The organism is Microvirga antarctica, from assembly GCF_017921815.1.
Classification (GTDB): domain Bacteria; phylum Pseudomonadota; class Alphaproteobacteria; order Rhizobiales; family Beijerinckiaceae; genus Microvirga; species Microvirga antarctica.
The window spans coordinates 141,867-160,105 of record NZ_JAGEMM010000006.1; the positions used below are offsets into that span (position 1 = coordinate 141,867).

The 18,239-nt window shown below is 65.3% G+C and carries 17 protein-coding genes and 1 pseudogene; 11 read left to right on the forward strand and 7 right to left on the reverse strand.

Annotation, left to right across the window (positions count from 1 at the left end; genetic code table 11):
- Positions 1 to 2: 2 nt before the first annotated feature.
- Both J4G32_RS17210 and J4G32_RS17215 read right to left on the reverse strand, forming a co-directional pair.
- Positions 3 to 404: pseudogene (locus J4G32_RS17210) on the reverse strand (DUF1036 domain-containing protein); the annotation flags it as partial.
- Positions 405 to 661: 257 nt separating this feature from the next.
- The gene (locus tag J4G32_RS17215; RefSeq protein WP_210496746.1) at positions 662 to 1,579 is read right to left on the reverse strand and encodes a DMT family transporter; all 918 of its coding nucleotides are present in this window, start codon (positions 1,577 to 1,579) and stop codon (positions 662 to 664) included.
- A 126-nt stretch (positions 1,580 to 1,705) separates the two neighbouring features.
- Here J4G32_RS17215 and J4G32_RS17220 point away from each other — a divergent pair, with 126 nt between their 5' ends.
- The 3 genes from J4G32_RS17220 to J4G32_RS17230 are packed head-to-tail and all read left to right on the forward strand — an operon-like array spanning position 1,706 to position 3,188.
- Positions 1,706 to 2,551 (forward strand): N-formylglutamate amidohydrolase, encoded by an 846-nt coding sequence (locus J4G32_RS17220; protein WP_210496747.1) that lies wholly within the window; start codon positions 1,706 to 1,708, stop codon positions 2,549 to 2,551.
- Between the two features lie 20 nt (positions 2,552 to 2,571).
- Entirely contained in the window at positions 2,572 to 2,868 is a 297-nt protein-coding gene (locus tag J4G32_RS17225; RefSeq protein ID WP_210496748.1) for a DUF1244 domain-containing protein, read from the forward strand.
- A gap of 59 nt (positions 2,869 to 2,927) precedes the next feature.
- Positions 2,928 to 3,188: a DUF2312 domain-containing protein gene (locus J4G32_RS17230; protein WP_210496749.1), complete on the forward strand. Its 261-nt coding sequence runs from the start codon at positions 2,928 to 2,930 to the stop codon at positions 3,186 to 3,188.
- A 67-nt stretch (positions 3,189 to 3,255) separates the two neighbouring features.
- Here the strand turns inward: J4G32_RS17230 and J4G32_RS17235 are convergent, their stop codons facing one another.
- Both J4G32_RS17235 and J4G32_RS17240 read right to left on the reverse strand, forming a co-directional pair.
- On the reverse strand, positions 3,256 to 4,917 hold the full coding sequence (locus J4G32_RS17235; RefSeq protein WP_210496750.1) for a peptidoglycan L,D-endopeptidase MepK: 1,662 nt from the start codon (positions 4,915 to 4,917) through the stop codon (positions 3,256 to 3,258).
- A 140-nt stretch (positions 4,918 to 5,057) separates the two neighbouring features.
- Positions 5,058 to 6,839, reverse strand: a complete 1,782-nt coding sequence (locus J4G32_RS17240) for a L,D-transpeptidase family protein (RefSeq protein ID WP_246505199.1) — start codon at positions 6,837 to 6,839, stop codon at positions 5,058 to 5,060.
- A 294-nt stretch (positions 6,840 to 7,133) separates the two neighbouring features.
- Here J4G32_RS17240 and J4G32_RS17245 point away from each other — a divergent pair, with 294 nt between their 5' ends.
- The 8 genes from J4G32_RS17245 (at position 7,134) to J4G32_RS17280 (ending at position 15,638) form a co-directional block, all read left to right on the forward strand.
- Positions 7,134 to 8,957 (forward strand): M3 family oligoendopeptidase, encoded by a 1,824-nt coding sequence (locus J4G32_RS17245; RefSeq protein ID WP_246505201.1) that lies wholly within the window; start codon positions 7,134 to 7,136, stop codon positions 8,955 to 8,957.
- Between the two features lie 12 nt (positions 8,958 to 8,969).
- Positions 8,970 to 10,337 carry an ABC1 kinase family protein gene (locus tag J4G32_RS17250; RefSeq protein ID WP_210496752.1) on the forward strand — a complete coding sequence of 456 codons (1,368 nt, stop codon included), beginning with the start codon at positions 8,970 to 8,972 and terminating at the stop codon, positions 10,335 to 10,337.
- A gap of 57 nt (positions 10,338 to 10,394) precedes the next feature.
- A complete protein-coding gene (locus J4G32_RS17255) occupies positions 10,395 to 11,627 on the forward strand; it encodes a glycosyltransferase (protein WP_210496753.1) in 1,233 nt (410 codons plus the stop codon).
- A gap of 95 nt (positions 11,628 to 11,722) precedes the next feature.
- Positions 11,723 to 12,016: an aa3-type cytochrome c oxidase subunit IV gene (locus J4G32_RS17260; RefSeq protein ID WP_210496754.1), complete on the forward strand. Its 294-nt coding sequence runs from the start codon at positions 11,723 to 11,725 to the stop codon at positions 12,014 to 12,016.
- 80 nt (positions 12,017 to 12,096) lie between these two features.
- Positions 12,097 to 13,233 (forward strand): Re/Si-specific NAD(P)(+) transhydrogenase subunit alpha, encoded by a 1,137-nt coding sequence (locus J4G32_RS17265; RefSeq protein ID WP_210496755.1) that lies wholly within the window; start codon positions 12,097 to 12,099, stop codon positions 13,231 to 13,233.
- A 14-nt stretch (positions 13,234 to 13,247) separates the two neighbouring features.
- Positions 13,248 to 13,685 carry a proton-translocating transhydrogenase family protein gene (locus tag J4G32_RS17270; protein WP_210496756.1) on the forward strand — a complete coding sequence of 146 codons (438 nt, stop codon included), beginning with the start codon at positions 13,248 to 13,250 and terminating at the stop codon, positions 13,683 to 13,685.
- Between the two features lie 4 nt (positions 13,686 to 13,689).
- Positions 13,690 to 15,090: an NAD(P)(+) transhydrogenase (Re/Si-specific) subunit beta gene (locus J4G32_RS17275; protein ID WP_210496757.1), complete on the forward strand. Its 1,401-nt coding sequence runs from the start codon at positions 13,690 to 13,692 to the stop codon at positions 15,088 to 15,090.
- 71 nt (positions 15,091 to 15,161) lie between these two features.
- Positions 15,162 to 15,638, forward strand: a complete 477-nt coding sequence (locus J4G32_RS17280) for a GNAT family N-acetyltransferase (RefSeq protein ID WP_210496758.1) — start codon at positions 15,162 to 15,164, stop codon at positions 15,636 to 15,638.
- 62 nt (positions 15,639 to 15,700) lie between these two features.
- Here the strand turns inward: J4G32_RS17280 and J4G32_RS17285 are convergent, their stop codons facing one another.
- The 3 genes from J4G32_RS17285 to J4G32_RS17295 form a co-directional block, all read right to left on the reverse strand.
- The gene (locus J4G32_RS17285; protein ID WP_210496931.1) at positions 15,701 to 16,537 is read right to left on the reverse strand and encodes a tetratricopeptide repeat protein; all 837 of its coding nucleotides are present in this window, start codon (positions 16,535 to 16,537) and stop codon (positions 15,701 to 15,703) included.
- Between the two features lie 201 nt (positions 16,538 to 16,738).
- On the reverse strand, positions 16,739 to 16,999 hold the full coding sequence (gene rpsU, locus J4G32_RS17290) for a 30S ribosomal protein S21 (RefSeq protein ID WP_210496759.1): 261 nt from the start codon (positions 16,997 to 16,999) through the stop codon (positions 16,739 to 16,741).
- 169 nt (positions 17,000 to 17,168) lie between these two features.
- Complete coding sequence (locus J4G32_RS17295; RefSeq protein WP_210496760.1) at positions 17,169 to 18,239, reverse strand: 5-(carboxyamino)imidazole ribonucleotide synthase; 1,071 nt, start codon at positions 18,237 to 18,239, stop codon at positions 17,169 to 17,171.

The window sequence follows — 18,239 nt, forward strand, 5'->3', positions numbered from 1 at the left end:
CGGTTCGTTTCTGTGAGCTGGATCGTCCAGCTTTTCTGTTCGCCGGTATCGACCTCGAAAAAGCCGCTGCGGTCGAAGCCCCGGGCGAGGCAATCTTCCGTCCCGCGAACGGTGAATTCCCGTTCGCGCGTGCACATGAAAGACCGGCCGCTCCATTCCCCGCCGCGGTCGTAGTCGATCGCGTAGACATAGTAGAACCGGCCCGACAACTGGCCCTTCAGCAGCGTTTCACAGCCGCGGGAATTGAGGTTCCACCAGCCTTCCGTGACCCAGCTCTGACCGTCGCGGTAGCCGAGCGCGATGCCGACCCGGCTCGAGGTCATATTGCACAGACGCAGGTCCGCGTGGGCCGGCGTGGCGGCAAACACGCTCCCGGTGGCGAGACAGGCCGCGAGCCCGACCATCAGGCGGGGGCTCGTTCGAAGGCCTCGCCGCCTTACGGGAGCCGAAGAGAAATATGCGGCCATCATCACTATCGGGTCAGGTCGATTCTTGATCAGGAATGGGGACAATGCGTCGGCAAGTATGTCGAATCGTTGTCGACCAGAAGCGAAGCCGCTTCAAGGGCCAAGGCGCAAATGAGCCCGCGCGCGCGACGGAAAAGTGACGGCCGTCGCGCTGAATCACCGGCGAACCCTCTGTTTAGAGGGGGGAAATCGGCTCAAACGCCGCCGGGCCGTGGCTTCGGCCGGGCAACCCAGATGCCGATGAGAATCGCCGCGCCTCCGAGGCCCTGGAGGGGTGTCAGTGCCTCGTTCAGGAGCAGCCATCCGAACAGGGCGGCGGCGATGGCCTCGAGAAAGATCACGAGCGACGAGAACACCGCCGGCAGCCGCCCGAGAGCAACCGCCAGCAGACCCTGACCGGCCGCCTGGCTGATGAACGCCATGGCGGTGAGCGCGGCGATCCCCTGCCATGTGTGCGGCACGACCCGGCTGTCGAACAGAACGGCGATCGCCAGCATCACCGCGGAGGTGACAACGCCTGCCTCGAAGGTCACGCGCGCCGCCCCGGCGCTCTCGCGGGCGCGGCCGACGGCGAGAAAATAGAGGCCGAAGAAGAAAGCGGTGGCAATCCCGTAGAGATCGCCGCGCAGGCGGGCGGGATCGACCTGCAGGCTTTGCCCGATCAAGGATCCACCGCCCAGCAGACAGAGCAGAAGGCCGATGAGCGTGCCTCGCGCAATCCGCTGCTTCATGACCAGCCAGACGATCAGGATGACGAACAGGGGCGCGAGAGTCGCAAAGAAGGTGGCGTTCGCCACCGTCGTGTTGAGGATCGACAGGTGCCAGAAGAAAAGATCGCCCGAAAAGGCAAGGCCGGACAGCACTGTCGCCAGGGTGAAGGACTGGCGCGGCGCCCCCGCCGGCGAGCGGCTCTCCTCGATCCGCATCCACGCATAGACAACCGGCAGCGACAGCGCGACACGCCAGAACGCGCTTGCGAACGGCCCAACATCGGCCGACGCGAAGCGGACGAAAACCGGCGAGATTCCCATGGCGACGGCACCGGCGCACAGAGCCGCGAAGGCCGGCGCAAGGCGCGTGGGCAGGCGATCGGTTGTCGGCGTGGCGGACATGCAGGACCTGCGAGAGGCGATGGACGGGCGGCCGCCTGCCGGCTTCGCCCGGCCGCGTTGTCTCCTGTCCTAGGGCAGGTTAAGGGTCTTCCACAACCCCTGCCAATGACCCCATTCCGGCGCCTCATGACCAACTCCCGCACAGCGCACGGCGTCCAACAGGCCTCTGGATCAGCGCTCCCGCCATGGCCCGTGGAGCATATCCCGGGCAGCCTCGCATCCGGTGTGCTGATCCTGTGCGACCACGCCTCCAACACCGTCCCGCCGGATCTCGACGATCTTGGTCTCCCGCGAACGCAGTTCGAACGGCACATCGCCTATGACATCGGGGCGGCGGCGGTCACGCGCGCCCTCGCGCGGGACCTTGGTGCGCCGGCGATCCTCACGCGCTTCTCCCGGCTGGTGATCGATCCCAATCGCGGCCGGGACGATCCAACGCTCGTCATGCAGGTGTCCGACGGCGCGGTGGTGCCCGGCAACAGAGGATTGAGCAACGAGGCGATCAAGGGCCGCATTGCCCGGTTTTATGATCCCTACGATGCAGCCATCACCTTATCGGTCCGGAACGCGATGGCGGCCGGGCATCCGCCTGTGATCGTGACGATCCACAGTTTTACCCCGGTCTGGCGCGGGTGGGTCCGGCCGTGGCACGCGGGCATCCTCTGGGATGCCGATCCGCGTTTTGCCAAACCGCTGCTGGCGGGCCTTGCGGCGGAGGAAGGCCTCGTCGTGGGCGATAACGAGCCTTATGATGGGGCGCTCGCCGGAGATACGATCGACCGGCATGCCACGCGCCTGGGCCTGGCAAACGCGCTGATCGAGATCCGCCAGGACCTGATTGGAAAAGCGGCCGGCGCTGAGGCATGGGCCGCCCGATTCGCGCGGCTGCTGGCCCCGCTCGCCCTGCGCGCGGACCTGCGGCGGCCGACGATCCATCCGACCCGCACACGCGACCGTCTGCGGCGGCATTGAGGATAGCGGGGATAAGTACCATGGACGATATCACACGGACCGAACTCGAGGCCGCGGCGTTCCGGCGCTTGCTGGCGCATCTGGCCGAGCGCCCGGATGTGCAGAACATCGACGTGATGAATCTGGCGGGGTTCTGTCGCAACTGTCTGGCGAACTGGATGAAAGAGGCGGCGGACGCGCGCGGGGTTCCGCTCTCCAAGGACGACAGCCGGACCCTTGTGTACGGCATGCCGTACGAGGTCTGGAAGGAGCGCCATCAGGCGGAGGCGTCCGGCGCGCAACTTAAGGGCTTTGAGGAATCGAAGCCGAGGCATTAAACCTGCGGCCAATCATTTTTCGATTCCGGCCGAAGCGCCATCACTCAAGGGCTATTTTTATGGACGACGCAGCATTTCAAACCGAATCGGTTGCCGGCGATCAGTTGAAGGCCTTCATCGAGCGTCTCGAGCGCCTCGAGGAGGAAAAGGCCGGGATCGCGGGCGACATCAAGGATGTGTATGCCGAAGCCAAGGGCAATGGGTTCGACACCAAGGTCATCCGCAAGATCATCTCCATCCGCAAGCGCGATTACGCCGAGCGCCAGGAGGAGGAGGCGATCCTGGAACTCTACATGCAGGCCCTCGGCATGATCGGCTGAAGCCCACTCTCATTTTACCGACGGACAAGGCGGGGCAATGGCCCCGCCTTTTTCATGGGGCGGCGGGCTAGCGCAGGACCGGGAGAGGCTTCACGGCCGGTCCGGTGAACCGGTTGGTGGCAAGGTCGCCCATCGGCTTGGCCGAAAACCCCATATCGAGGCTCGGGCCCGCGGTCATCAGGGCGCGCGCCGTGGCGGGCGCGACCTTCTCCTTGGAAGTCGAAGGCGCCTTTGCGACAGTCGCAACCGGTGCTGTCCTCGCTGGCTCCTCCCGCGCGGGCAGGCGGCCGGCGGTGGTCGAACCCGTGACCGGCATGTCGATCGGTGCGGCGGACGCCACGGTCAGGCTTCCGGGGCGGCGCGGGGGCAGGGGATGATCTGGCGTCTCGAGGCTCGCCACGACGCCTGTCAGGCCGCGCAGGTCGGGCGCACTTGCGGCCGGGATTGGATTGGACAAGGCGAGGGCGCCCGGACGAACCGGCGGCATCGGCGCATAGGCGACCACCGGGCTCGACGTGACGGAGATATCGTCAGGACGTCGCGGTGGCATCGGGGCAAACGCCACATCCTTCGAGCCCTGTCCGGCAGGCCCTTCCTGCCATGACAGGGACGGGCCGCTGGACGTCTCGACGGTCTGCGGGAGACCGGCAATCCGGGTCGGCGGGAGCGGTGGCGGCGATACGATCTCCTCGCGCAGGGCGGGGGCGACGGCTGCCACCACGGCAGGGGCCGGGGGCGGCTCGACACGGGCCTGCGGAATGGCTGCCACACGGGTCGCCTGGCGCGAGGCCGGAGGTGATTCGGCCTGTTGCAGGGCGGCGTAGACGGTGCCGTTCGAATCGCTTGCGTAGTATTCCTGCGGCGGCGCGTTGCGGCGGCCGGCGACGAGATTGCGTGCCGGACGGGACGCGGTCCGGATCTCCTCCGCATCCTCATCCTCGTCATTGGTGCCAAACAACGTCGCCCAGAAGCTCTTGCGGCGGGTGGGAACCATCTCGCTCGCATCCGCCACGGCCGAATAGCCCGCAACCGTTCCGCCCTTGGCGAGCACCTCCGCACGCGCCTCCTCGTAGCGGGAGAACGGCGTGCCATCCGCGGGCACGTGCACGGTCTTGCCGTCCGGGAAGATGCGGGCGAGCTGATCGCGCGACATGCGGGGCCAGGCCCGCACGCTGCCGACGTCGAGATGGACGAACGGCGTATAGGCGTTGGGATAATAGCCGACGCCGCCATTTTGCAGCCGCATGCCGATGGCGCGCAGACGATCTGTCGAGACATCCGGCAGGTAGAAGTCGAGGGCCTTGCCGAGCATGTGCTGGCTGTTCTTGGCGACCGCGCTGGAGCGTCGGCGCAACATGGAGTTGGTGTTGGGCGACCGATAGGCCGAGTTCACATGGACGGGCGCGCCGGAGCCAACCTCGCGATAGACTTCCCAAACGGTATCGAACAACCGGGGATCCATGCGGGTCTTCTCTTCGCGCCGCCAGTCGCGCAGGAACCAGTTCAGCTCCTCGAGCGCCCGCGGATCATACTGACCGTTGCGCCGAAAGGTGACCGTCAGGGTCTCCTTCGTGTTGTTGTGATAGAAGCTCAAGGTCCGCGTATCGCCATTGGCCACGGCGTCCTGAGTCCCGCGCATGCCGCCAATGAAAACGCCCATGAAGGCGGCGACACAAACGGCGGTGCGGCGCACGATGTTCGACGCGACCGCGGAGCGGTCCGAACGCATTACTTTCACTGTGATACTCGTCTTTGCGTGCCGCTGCAGACGCGACAACCCTTATAGTGAAAGGATATTTGCCGAAGACGGTTACTTCCCGGTTAAGTAGAAAGCACAAAAAACGGATTTCTGCGCGCCTCAGTTTTTGCCTACGACGCAAGGCCCAGCGCAGCCCGGACCTTGCGGTCGAAACCGTAGAGATCGTCGAAGGATTTCAGCGCGCCGTGCTCGTCGACCGACAGGGTGAAATAGGTCAGGTGAACGGGGAGCGGGCGGCGCAGATGGACATAGCGCTCGCCTTTCCCGACAAGCCCGCGCAGCTTCGCCTCGGACCATTTGTCGTCCTGGCCGAGAATCTCCTCCGCGAGCTGGAAAGGCTGCTCGACGCGCACGCATCCGTGGCTGAACGCCCGCTTGCCGGCGGCGAACAAGGTGCGATTGGGCGTGTCGTGCAGATAGACCGCGTGGTCGTTGGGAAACATGAACTTGATGAGGCCCAGGGCATTGCGCTCGCCGGGAGGCTGCTGCACCGAGATGCGGTTGCCGTTGCGGATCACCTTGTATCCCTTGCGGGCCGCATAATTGGGATCGTTGGCAAGCGCCGGCAGAAACTCCTTCTTGAGGATCGAGGGCGGCAGCGTCCAGGACGGATTGACCACCAGATACTTCATGTCCTCGGAGAAGATCGGCGTCTGCGATTGCTCCTTGCCGACGATGACGCGCGTTTCGTGCACGGTCTCGCCGTTCTCCACCAGCCGCAGGCGATATTCGGGCACGTTCACCATGATGTGGCGCGCGCCGAGATCGGCCGGCAGCCAGCGCCAGCGCTCCATGTTCGAGATGACCTCGCTCTCCATCACCGCGCGCGGCTGACTCGAGAGCGCCGCGACCGTCTGGGCGTTGAGGACGCCGTTCGTCGGCAGTCCCTTGGTCTTCTGAAACGCCGCGACGGCGGTGGCGACGCGTTCATCGTACAAGGTCTGGTCGCTGTCGGTCTGCGGCAGGTTGAAATGCGCCCGGATCAGGGGCACGCGCGGATCCTGCATGCCAACCCGCAGGATCGGGCCGCGGGGCAGGCGCACGGTCGGCTGCGAGGGGCGATCCGCCCGCAGACGCGCGAGTTCGCTGCGAAGCGCCCGATAGGCGGGATGGGGCGGATTGTAGCTCGCAAGGGCCGCGTCGGCATCCGGCGCGGAGGCGAGACGGGACAGCACCTCGTCGGGTTTGGGAAGATCGAGCTTGGCGGTGATCAGGGGCGAGATGCGTGAAAGTTCGATCCGTCCGCCACGGGCATCGCGGGCGTAGCGAATGACCGAGGCGGTCAGGCGAAGATCCGCGTGCGCCCACTGGGCAGGCGTAGCCTCCTTCGACAGCCCGGGATCGGGAAGGGCGTAATCGAGGCTCACGAGACCGTCTTCATCGGCTGCCTTGAGGCGCGCCACCACGGCCTTCGCGGCCGGACTCCAGGCGCCGTCTCGCACCCAGATCAGCGGCTCCGCGCTGGCCGCGTAGACGGCCGAGAGCGCATCGCGATCGGTTTTGGACAGGCGCAATTCGCGCAAGGCCACATCGTCCTTCAACCGGTCCTCGACGGCGACCCGCAGCCAGTCGCGCCGGATGGCGGCGAGCGCTGATTCGGTGTCGGGCAGGGGAATGTCGAGAACCGGAGCAGGGGCCACGAGGTCGGCCGCGTGGATCGTTACCGGCGCGGGCTCCGGCAAGGTCACATCCTGCGCGACGTCCTGAGAATTTGGCTCCGCCACGGAGGCAAGCGGCACATCGTGAAACGAGGGCTCGGCCGTGTCCGTGAGGATGGGGGGAGACGGAGACAGACCCGGCTGGGTTTCATCCGCCAGGGCCATGAGGGAGAAGAGGGAGACCGATCCAGCCAACCCGAGCAAGGGAAGGGTTTTGCGAAGGCTGCGAATCATTGTCATTCCTCAATCTGGCCCGATCGCCGCCAAGCTTAACCCGCAAACCCGAAGCATGGCTGCGTGATCTCGTCCCAATTCCTTCAATTTCAGGTAAAGAACGGAGAGGGGAGAGGGGGTTCAGTCCAGGCAGGCGGCATGGTCTGCCGAAACGGTGAACCAAACCTTAACCGAATTCGCGCCGCCGCCGTCAATCCCCTGACGAGGTCGGGTTGATCCGGCAGCCCTGGCGGCCAATATGGAGGGAGCACCTTTCTACCTCCTCACGCCGCCGATTCTTTGAAAGTCATCCCTTTGTCTCACGCGCCCTCCAAAGCCTCGCAACCGGTCGATCTCGGCGCCCTGCCGGAATGGAATCTGGCCGACCTCTATCCCGCCATGGACAGCGAGGCCTTCAAGGCCGATCTCGCCAAGGCTGAGGCGGAGTGCAAGGCCTTCGCCGACACCCATCGGGGCAAGCTTGACGGATTGCTGCGCGGCAAGGCTGCGTCGCAGAGCCTCTTTGCCGTGCTCCAGCGCTACGAGATCATCGAGGATCTGCTTGGTCGGCTCATGTCCTATGCTGGCTTGATCTATGCCGGCGACACCACGGATCCGACGCGGGCGAAATTCTACGGCGACGTCCAGGAACGGCTGACCGCGGCGTCGAGCGAACTCCTGTTCTTCGGTCTGGAGATGAACCGGCTCGATGACGGTCTCATGGATTCCGTCATGAGTCAGGCGCCGCTCTCTCACTATCGGCCGTGGATCGAGGATCTGCGCAAGGACAAGCCCTATCAGCTCGACGACCGGATCGAGCAGCTGTTCCACGAGAAATCGGTCACCGGACGCGGCGCCTGGAACCGCCTTTTCGACGAGACCATCGCGTCCTTGAAATTCGATGTCAGGGGCGAGGAACTCGCCATCGAGCCGACGCTCAACAAACTCCAGGACACTGACGAGAGTGTGCGCAAAGACGCGTCCGATGCGCTTGCCAAGACGCTCAAGGCCAATCTGCGGACCTTCACGCTCATCACCAACACCCTCGCCAAGGACAAGGAAATTTCCGATCGCTGGCGGGGGTTCGAGGATGTGGCGGATTCGCGCCACCTTGCCAACCGGGTCGAGCGCGAGGTCGTGGAAGCGCTGGTGAGCGCAGTGCAGGAGGCCTATCCGCGGCTTTCCCATCGCTATTACAAGCTCAAGGCGAAATGGTTCGGCAAGGATGTGCTGGCGCATTGGGATCGCAATGCGCCGCTGCCCAAAGTCGACCAGCCCATCATTGCGTGGGACACGGCGAAGGACACGGTCCTGTCGGCCTATGCGGATTTCTCGCCGCGCATGGCCGACATCGCCCGCCGCTTCTTCGATGAGCGCTGGATCGACGCGCCGACGCGCCCCGGCAAGGCGCCGGGCGCCTTCGCGCATCCCACCGTGCCCTCGGCGCACCCGTATGTGCTGCTCAACTACCAGGGCAAGCCGCGTGATGTGATGACGCTCGCCCACGAGCTCGGCCACGGGGTGCATCAGGTTCTGGCCGCGCCCAACGGGGCCCTGATGGCGCCCACGCCGCTGACGCTTGCCGAGACCGCCAGCGTCTTCGGCGAAATGCTGACCTTCCGCCGCCTGCTCGATCGCACCACCGATCCGGTCCAGCGCAAGGCCATGCTGGCCGCGAAGGTCGAGGACATGATCAACACGGTGGTGCGCCAGATCGCCTTCTACGCCTTCGAGCGCAAGGTGCATCTCGAGCGCCGCAACGGCGAATTGACGGCCGACAAGCTGTGCGAATTGTGGATGTCCGTCCAGGACGAGAGCCTCGGCCCGTCGATCCGCCTCGGTCCGGGCTACGAATCGTTCTGGACCTACATTCCGCACTTCATCCACTCGCCGTTCTACGTCTACGCCTACGCATTCGGCGATTGCCTCGTGAACTCGCTCTACGGCGTTTATGCGCGCTCGAACGAGGGCTTCGTCGACAAGTATTTCGCCCTGCTCTCGGCCGGCGGAACCAGGCACTATTCCGAACTGCTCAAGCCCTTCGGCCTTGATGCGAGCGACTCGGCCTTCTGGCAGATCGGATTGTCGATGATCGAAGGCCTGATCGGCGAGCTCGAAGCGATGGAGGAGACCCCGTAAGGGGCAAAGATCATGGCAGGACCAGACCGGGAAGCGAACCGATTCTCCGCCCGCGCGGCGCGCTATGCGCGTGTCGGCGCCAATATGGGCGGGGTGGCGGCGCGGATGGCCGGCGCCCGGCTGTTCAATCGCGACGGGCAGGATGCGTCGAACGCCGCGAACCTCGCCCAGGCGCTCGGCGGGCTGAAAGGCCCGATCATGAAGGTGGCGCAGCTTCTGGCCACCATTCCCGATCTCGTGCCCCCCGAATACGCGGCCGAATTGCAGAAACTGCAGAGTGAGGCGCCGCCCATGGGCGCGGCCTTCGTCAAGCGGCGGATGCAGGCGGAACTGGGGCCTGAGTGGCGTCAGCGATTCGGATCGTTCGACCTCAACCCGGCCGCTGCCGCTTCCCTCGGGCAGGTCCACAAGGCGACCACGACGGACGGGGTCGCGCTTGCCTGCAAGCTTCAATATCCCGACATGCAATCCGCCGTAGAGGCCGATCTGCAGCAACTCGAGTTGCTGTTCTCCCTGCATCGCCGGATGGACCCTGCCATCGACACCCGGGAAATCGCCAAGGAAATCGGCGAACGGGTGCGCGAGGAACTCGATTACGGCCGCGAGGCCAAGCACGCGGCGCTCTACGCGAGCGCCCTTTCGGATGTGCCGGAGGTGCGCGTCCCGCGCATCCATCTCGATCTGTCCACCCAGCGCCTGCTGTCGCTGCAATGGCTCGAGGGCGACAAGATCCTCTCCTTCGCCGAGGCGGATGTGGCAATCCGCAACCGGCTCGCCATCGCCATGTTCAAGGCCTGGTGGCATCCGTTCAGCCATGCGGCGGTGATCCACGGCGATCCGCATCTCGGCAACTACACCGTCTTCTCGGAAGGCGGCGAGCCGCAGGGCATCAACCTCCTGGATTACGGGTGCGTGCGCATCTTTCATCCCCGCTTCGTCGGCGGCGTCGTCGATCTCTATCGCGGCCTGCAGACGAATGACCGCGACCGCATCGTGCACGCCTACGAGACCTGGGGGTTCAAGAACCTGTCGGGCGAGTTGATCGACATCCTCAACATCTGGGCGCGCTTCATCTATGCGCCGCTGCTCGACGACCGCGTCCGGACCGTTGCGGATGGGGTCAAGCCGGGCGAATACGGCCGCCGGGAGGCCTTCCAGGTGCATAAAGCGCTCAAGGAGAAGGGGCCCGTCACCGTGCCGCGCGAGTTCGTCTTCATGGATCGGGCGGCCATCGGTCTGGGGGCGGTGTTTCTGCACCTCAAGGCGGATCTCAATTATCACGCGCTGTTCGAGGCCGAGATCGAGCGGTTCTCGCTCGAGGCCCTGACGCAGGCGCAGGAAGCGGCGCTGACCCGGGCCGGGCTGCCCTTTCCGACGTAATCAGGTTGCGTCAGCCTGGCTCTCGCCGTAAATGGCTAGGGCGGGCAGGGGCAGTCGATGAAATTCGCGTTCGTTCACCAGAATTTTCCCGGACAATTCGGGCGGCTGGCCGCCGCGCTGGCGCGCGAGGGGCATGAGGTCGTGGGCCTCGGAACCCTGGCAAAGTGCACCGTGCCCGGCGTGCGATATTTCTCCTACGTGCCCGTCGCCGGCCCCGACGACGAGCCCTTCGACCACCGCTTCTCCCCGGTCATTCCGCGCCTCCGGCGCGCCTATGGGGCGGCCCACGCCGCCACCCGGCTGGCCGAGCAGGGCTTCCAGCCCGATGTGGTGATGGTCAATACCGGCTGGGGCGAAAATCTCTTTCTCAAGGATGTCTGGCCCAAAGCGCGGCACGTGGCGTATTTCGAGTATTTCTACGCCTCGACGGGCCAGGATCTCGATTTCGATCCGGAATACCCCATCGACAACGCCGAGACGATCTGGCGGCTGCGCGCCAAGAACGCCATGCAGCTCGGCGCCTTCGATGCGGCCGATCTCGCCGTCGCCCCCACCACCTACCAGCGAGACACGTTTCCCGCCTATCTGCGCGATCGCATCGCGGTCATCCATGACGGGATCGATGCCCAGCGCCTGAAACCGAGCACGGCCGTGTCGATCCGGATGGGCAAGGACGGGCCGCGCCTGAGCCGGGATATCCCGGTCGTTACCTATGTGAGCCGCAATATCGAGCCGATGCGGGGATCGCACATCATGCTGCGCAGCCTGCCCGACATGCTGGATCTTGATCCGCGATTGCAGGTCGTCATCGTCGGCGGCAGGGGCAAGAGCTATTCGGGCAACGCGCCGGGCGGGAAGACATGGTTCGATGTGTTCCGGGAGAAAATCGACCGGCCGGTCGATTGGTCCCGCGTCCATATGGTCGGCAATCTGCCCTATGACCAGTTCGTCAAGGTGCTCCAGATTTCGGCGGCCCACGTCTATCTGACCTATCCGTTCGTGCTGTCCTGGTCGCTCATCGAATCGATGGCGCTGGAATGCCGGATCGTGGCCTCCGACACAGCCCCGGTCCGGGAGGTGATCCGCGATGGCGAGAACGGGCGGCTGTTTCCATTCTTCGACCATCGCGCCCTGGTCGAACGGGTTGGTCAAACGCTTGACAATCCACAGGAATCCGCCGCGATGGCCGCCCGTGCGCGGGCCATGGCTCTGGCGAGCTATGATTTCGAGACCGTGTGCCTGCCGCAATGGCGGGACTTTCTGGGCATCCCGGCAGCCCCGGCGCGCTGACAATCTTTGCCGGAAAAGCCATCGATCAGATTGCGGCCCTTTCCAGCATGGGTTAAACGCACCACGAACACGTCATGCTGAACGGGGCATCGATCATGGCCGATACCAAACATGCGCCCTTTGCCGGCTATAGCCCGGACATGGATGCGCGCTCGCACGAAGCGACCTATGGCGGCTTCATCCGCTTCGTGGAGATCACGACCGTCGTCGTCATCTGCCTCGTCCTGACTCTGGCAGTCGGCGGGATCAAGCACGCCTGGCTCACCTCCATCTTCGGCGTGATCCTGGCGCTCGCGTCCGGCGCGGTCGGCGCGATGTCGCCGTCGGTCGGCGTCAAGGCGCCGGCGACCGTCGCAATCCTGCTGCTGCTCGCGCTGATCTTCTACTAAATCCGACGGGAGCCGGGCCTCCTGCCCGGCCTGCACAATGACGATGGGCGCCGAAGGGTGGCCCGGCACGGGGGTGTTGAATGCGGGTCGCCGTTCTCTCGGAAACCGACAAGGTGGAAACGCGCGTCGCGGCCACCCCTGAAACCGTCAAGAAGTACAAGGCTCTGGGCGCCGACGTGGTGGTCCAGACCGGTGCCGGCGACGCCGCAGGGTTCCCTGATTCCGATTATGAGGCGGCAGGCGCCATCATCGCGGCCCACGCGGCCGACACGGTGGCGGATGCGGACGTTGTGCTGAAAGTCCGCCGTCCGGCCCCGGGCGAGCTGGTGGGCTACAAGGCCGGTGCGATCGTGATCGGCATCATGGACCCCTACGGTCAGGATGAGGCTCTCAAGGCCCTCGCGGACGCTCATGTGTCCGCCTTCTCCATGGAATTGATGCCGCGCATCACCCGGGCCCAGGTGATGGACGTCCTGTCCTCGCAGGCCAACCTTGCCGGCTACCGGGCTGTGATCGACGCCACCGGCGAATATGGCCGTGCGATGCCGATGATGATGACCGCCGCAGGCACGGTGCCGGCCGCCCGCGTCTTCGTCATGGGCGCCGGCGTTGCCGGTCTGCAGGCGATTGCGACGGCCAGGCGCCTGGGTGCGGTCGTCACCGCCACGGACGTCCGCCCCGCCGCCAAGGAGCAGGTCGAAAGCCTCGGCGGCAAGTTCGTTGCGGTCGAGGACGACGAGTTCAAGCAGGCCGAGACGTCCGGCGGCTACGCCAAGGAGATGTCGGCCGATTACCAGGCAAAGCAGGCAGCCCTGGTGGCGGCCCACATCGCCAAGCAGGACATCGTCATCACGACGGCGCTCATTCCCGGCCGCCCGGCGCCCAAGCTCGTCAGCCGCGCGATGGTCGAATCCATGAAGCCCGGCTCGGTCGTCATCGATCTCGCGGTGGAGCGCGGCGGCAACTGCGAGATGTCGGAGCCCGGCCGCGTGGTCGAGCACCAGGGCGTCAAGATCGTCGGCCATCTCAACGTGCCGGGCCGTCTCGCCGCCACCGCCTCGAGCCTCTACGCACGCAACCTCTATGCCTTCGTCGAGACCTTGGTCGACAAGGACACCAAAAACCTTGCGGTGAAGTGGGACGACGAGCTCGTCAAGGCCACCTGCCTCACCCGCGACGGGGCCATCGTTCACACCGCCTTTCAGCCGACAGCTTAATTCAGGGGGACGTCATGGCGATACTCACGCCCGAACAGGCCGTCGAGCAGTCTCGCGCCGCCGCGGAAGCGGCCCAGCGTGCCGCCGATTCCGCCCACGCGATCGCCGAGCAGGTCGCCCTGGCGGCCTCGGTGGCCACCCACGGTGCCATCGACCCGACGGTGTTCCGGTTGGCCATCTTCGTGCTGGCGATCTTCGTCGGCTATTACGTGGTCTGGCAGGTCACCCCGGCGCTCCACACCCCGCTGATGTCGGTCACCAACGCGATCTCGTCGGTGATCGTGGTGGGGGCGCTGCTCGCGGTCGGCGTCAACGCGGCCCCGGGGCTGGGCGACGGTCCGATCTGGGCCCGGTCGCTTGGCTTCATCGGCATCATCCTGGCGTCGATCAACATCTTTGGCGGCTTCCTGGTGACCCAGCGCATGCTTGCCATGTACCGCAAGAAGGGTTGAGGCGATGTCGGCAAACCTTGCCTCAATTCTCTATCTGGTCTCCGGCGTCCTCTTCATCCTGGCCTTGCGCGGCCTGTCGCATCCCACCACCTCGCGGCAGGGCAACCTCTACGGCATGGTCGGCATGGGGATCGCGATCCTCACCACCGTCATGGTCCAGCCGCCTTCGGGCTGGGGCGGATGGACCCTGGCGATCGCGGGTCTGGCCATCGGTGGCACGATCGGCGCGGTCGTGGCCAAGCGCGTGCCGATGACGGCGATGCCGCAGCTTGTAGCCGCCTTCCACTCCCTGGTCGGCCTCGCGGCCGTGCTGGTGGCCGCGGGCGCTCTCTATGCGCCGCAGGCCTTCGGCATCGGCGGAGTCGGCACCATTCACGGCGCCTCGCTGTTCGAGATGGCGCTGGGGGCTGCCATCGGGGCGATCACCTTCACGGGCTCGATCATCGCGTTCCTGAAGCTCGACGGACGCATGTCCGGCAAGCCGATCATGCTGCCGCAGCGTCACTTGCTGAACATCTTCCTGGCGGCCCTCATGGTGCTGCTGCTGGTGCTGTTCATCACCACGGAGAGCCACGCGGTCTTCTGGTTCATCGTCCTCGTGGCCTTTGTGCTCGGCGTGACGCTGATCGTGCCCATTGGCGGCGCGGACATGCCGGTGGTCGTCTCGATGCTGAACTCCTATTCGGGCTGGGCCGCGGCCGGCATCGGCTTCACCCTTGGCAACCTGGCGCTGATCATCACCGGCGCGCTGGTGGGCTCGTCGGGCGCGATCCTGTCCTACATCATGTGCAAGGGCATGAACCGCAGCTTCATCTCGGTGATTCTCGGCGGCTTCGGCGGCGAGACCTCGGGCGGGGCGGCCGGCGCGGTGGAAACACGGCCGGTCAAGCAGGGCTCGGCGGATGATGCGGCCTTCATCATGAAGAACGCCGAGAAGGTCATCATCGTGCCCGGCTACGGCATGGCGGTGGCGCAGGCCCAGCATGCGCTTCGCGAAATGGCCGATGTGCTCAAGGCGCACGGGGTGGACGTGAAATACGCCATCCACCCGGTGGCAGGCCGCATGCCCGGCCACATGAACGTCCTGCTGGCCGAGGCCAACGTGCCCTATGACGAGGTTTTCGAGCTGGAAGACATCAACAGCGAGTTCGCCCAGGCCGACGTGGCCTTCGTGATCGGCGCCAATGACGTCACCAACCCGTCGGCCAAGACCGATCCGTCCTCGCCGATCTTCGGCATGCCGATTCTCGATGTCGAGAAGGCCAAGACCGTGCTGTTCATCAAGCGTGGCATGGGCTCGGGCTATGCGGGCGTCGAGAACGAGCTGTTCTTCAGGGACAACACGATGATGCTTTTCGGCGACGCCAAGAAGATGGTCGACCAGATCCTGAAAAATCTCGACTGAGGCTCTGGCGGCCTGCCGTCTGCTCCTTGAAAATGGCCGGCTCACGCTGGCCTTTTTTATGGGAGATGCCGATGACCATCACGGTGCGGACGGCCCTTCCGAGAGACCGGGATGTGGTGATCGAGCTGATCCACCAGCTCAATATCTTCGAGGCCGACCTGACGGGGGACCGCCTGCGCGATTATGGCGCCGCCACCCGTTACCATGCGGAACTCCTGCAGCGTCTGGCCACCTGGAACGGCCGGATCATCCTCGCCGATGACGACGGCGTGGTGGTGGGCGCCATGGGGTTCGCCGTCCAGGAGGATGCCGCCTACATGGTGCCGGATGCGCGTCGCTACGGGGTCGTCACCGACCTCGTTGTCGATCGTCACCGGCGGGGCGCCGGCATTGGACGCCTCTTGCTTCAGGAAGCCGAGCGGCTGACCCGGGAAGCCGGCGTCAAGCGTCTGACCATCGGGGTCCTGTCGGCCAACGCGAGCGCCGCGCGGACCTATCGGGCGTTCGGGTTCGATCCCTACATGACGGTGATGGTCAAGGCCGTGTAAGCGGAGAAACGGCCGGGCCCACACAAGGGGACGTCGGCAATCTGTCCGACGCCAGACCGTGCCTACAGGCTGGAATTGCCCTGCCGGGCGACCGTGTTGCCGCTGTCGATGGTCAGCGCGCGCTGGAAGCTTTCCTTGGCCATCTGGCGGTTGCCCATGCGCTCATAGGCGACGCCGCGCCAGGCCCAGGAATCGGCATCCCGGTTGTTGAGGTTCAGCGCCGCGTTGAAGTCCTCGATGGCCTTCTCGTATTGCTGAGTCGCCACCAGGCTCTGACCGCGGGCCGCGTAGGGGGCGGCCACGAAGGCGTTCCGGTCGATGGTCGAATCGAAGTCAAGGATGGCCTGCGCGTGCATGCCCTGCTTCTGGTAGAGCAGCCCGCGCGCATGGAGCGATTCGGCGGATTCGGGGACAAGCCGGATGGCGATGGTGAGGTCGCTTAGCGCCTCCTGGAACTGCCCTTGCGCCCGCAGCAGGTTGCCGCGCCCGATATAGGCCGGCCCATAATTGGGATCCGCCTGGATGGCGCGGGTGAAATCGGCGAGCGCCTGCTCGTTCCGGTTGGTCTGCCGATAGGCGAGCGCGCGGTTCGTATAAGCCGGCGCGTAATTCGGGTCGATCTGGACCGATTTGTTGAAGTCCGAGATGGCGTCGCTGTACTTGCCCACGCGGGCATAGGCCGCCCCACGGGTGTTGTAGGCGCCAGGATCACTGGGATTGCGCTGGATCACGTCGGAGAGCGACGAGATGTTCACGTTGCTCGTGCCCTGGGTATCTTCCTCGACCACCGCGATGCGACGGACGGAACCGCCGGTCGTGGAATCGCAGCCGGCCAGAGCGACGGCCAGAAGAGTGAGGGACAGCGGGGCGAAACGGCGAATCGATGAGGCGAACACCATCATCTCCAACACGACAAGGGGAAGGGATACTCTGCCGGATAAAGGTTAACAGGCGAAAAACACGTCATTTTTGCGTCACCCGTGGCCTGTCAGGCGACCAGCGCCCGGTCGAGCCCCGAGAAACGCAAACAGCGCCCCGCTTTCGCAGACGGGCGCCGATTTACGTACCATCAATCGATCGGTCAGAGCCGCTCGCGCAGCTTAGCGCGGTCCGCCGGGACCACCCGGACGAGCCGTCACAGGACGCGGCTTCGTGGGCAGAAGGCCTTCGCGCTGCATCCGCTTGCGGATGAGCTTGCGGGCGCGACGAACGGCTTCGGCCTTTTCGCGAGCCTTCTTCTCGGAGGGCTTCTCGTAATGGCCGCGGAGCTTCATCTCGCGGAAGATGCCTTCACGCTGCATCTTCTTCTTGAGCGCGCGGAGCGCTTGATCGACGTTGTTATCCCGGACAAGAACCTGCACGCGAATTCCTCGTAATGTGCCGTTTCGATTGTGGCAAAAAATAATTGAGGCGCGTCTTGCGCACCTCTCTCTGGCCGGCGTGACTACCAGACGAAGCCCGAACTGTCCAGACTTCATCGGAAAACAAATGCGCCCCCGGCCGGTTCAACCGCTCAGAATACCGGAGGTTTCACGTCGTTTCGGGAAAAACCCGGGTCACATGGCCCATCTTGCGGCCAGGGCGCGCCTCAGCCTTGCCGTAGAGGTGCAACTGGGCGCCGGGTTCGGCCAGAATGCGCTCCCAGGACCCGGCCTCTTCGCCGATCAGGTTCCGCATCTCGACGCGTCCGAGGCGCCGGGGCGAGCCCAGCGGCCAGCCGCAGACAGCTCGCACATGCTGTTCGAATTGCGATGTCGCTGCCCCGCCCAGTGTCCAGTGTCCCGAATTGTGGACCCGGGGCGCGATCTCGTTGACGACCAGATTGCCGCCTTCGACAAGGAAAAGTTCGACCGCCAGAACGCCCACATAATCAAGCGCATCGGCCATCGCCCGGGCGATGGCCAGCGCCCGGCCCTCCGTGGCCTCCGACACGCCGGCCGGCACCTGGGTGAGGTCGAGGATATGGTCCCGATGGGTATTGGCGCACAGGTCGTAGGCCGCAAACTCCCCTGTCGGGGTGCGCGCGGCCACCACCGAGACTTCCCGCTCGAAGGGCACGAACCCCTCCAGGATGCAGGGTGCGCCTGCGACCGCCTGGAATGAAGCCGACAGGTCCGTCTCGCGACCGATCATGACCTGGCCCTTGCCGTCATAGCCGAGCCGCCGGGTCTTGAGCACCGCGGGCCTGCCGATCCGCTCGACCGCCTCGGACAGCTCCGCTTCGCTGGCGACCGCCGCAAACGGCGCTGTCGGGATCCCGAGCCTAGCAATGAAAGTCTTCTCCGCGAGGCGATCCTGGGAGACCGCCAGAGCCCGGGCGTTGGGGGAAAGCGGCTTCAGCGAGGCCAGCAGCGAGGCGGTTGCGCTCGGCACATTCTCGAATTCATAGGTCACCACCTCCACCGATGCGGCGAACCGGGCAAGCGCGGCCTCGTCCTCATAGGCGGAGATCGTGTGCGCGGCGCTGACGTCGAAGGCCGGGCTGTTCGGCTCGGGTGCGAAAATGTGGGTGCGCAGGCCAAGCTGGGCTGCCGCCATCGCCATCATGCGGGCGAGCTGACCGCCGCCAAGGATGCCGAGCGTGTTGCCGGGGACGATCAT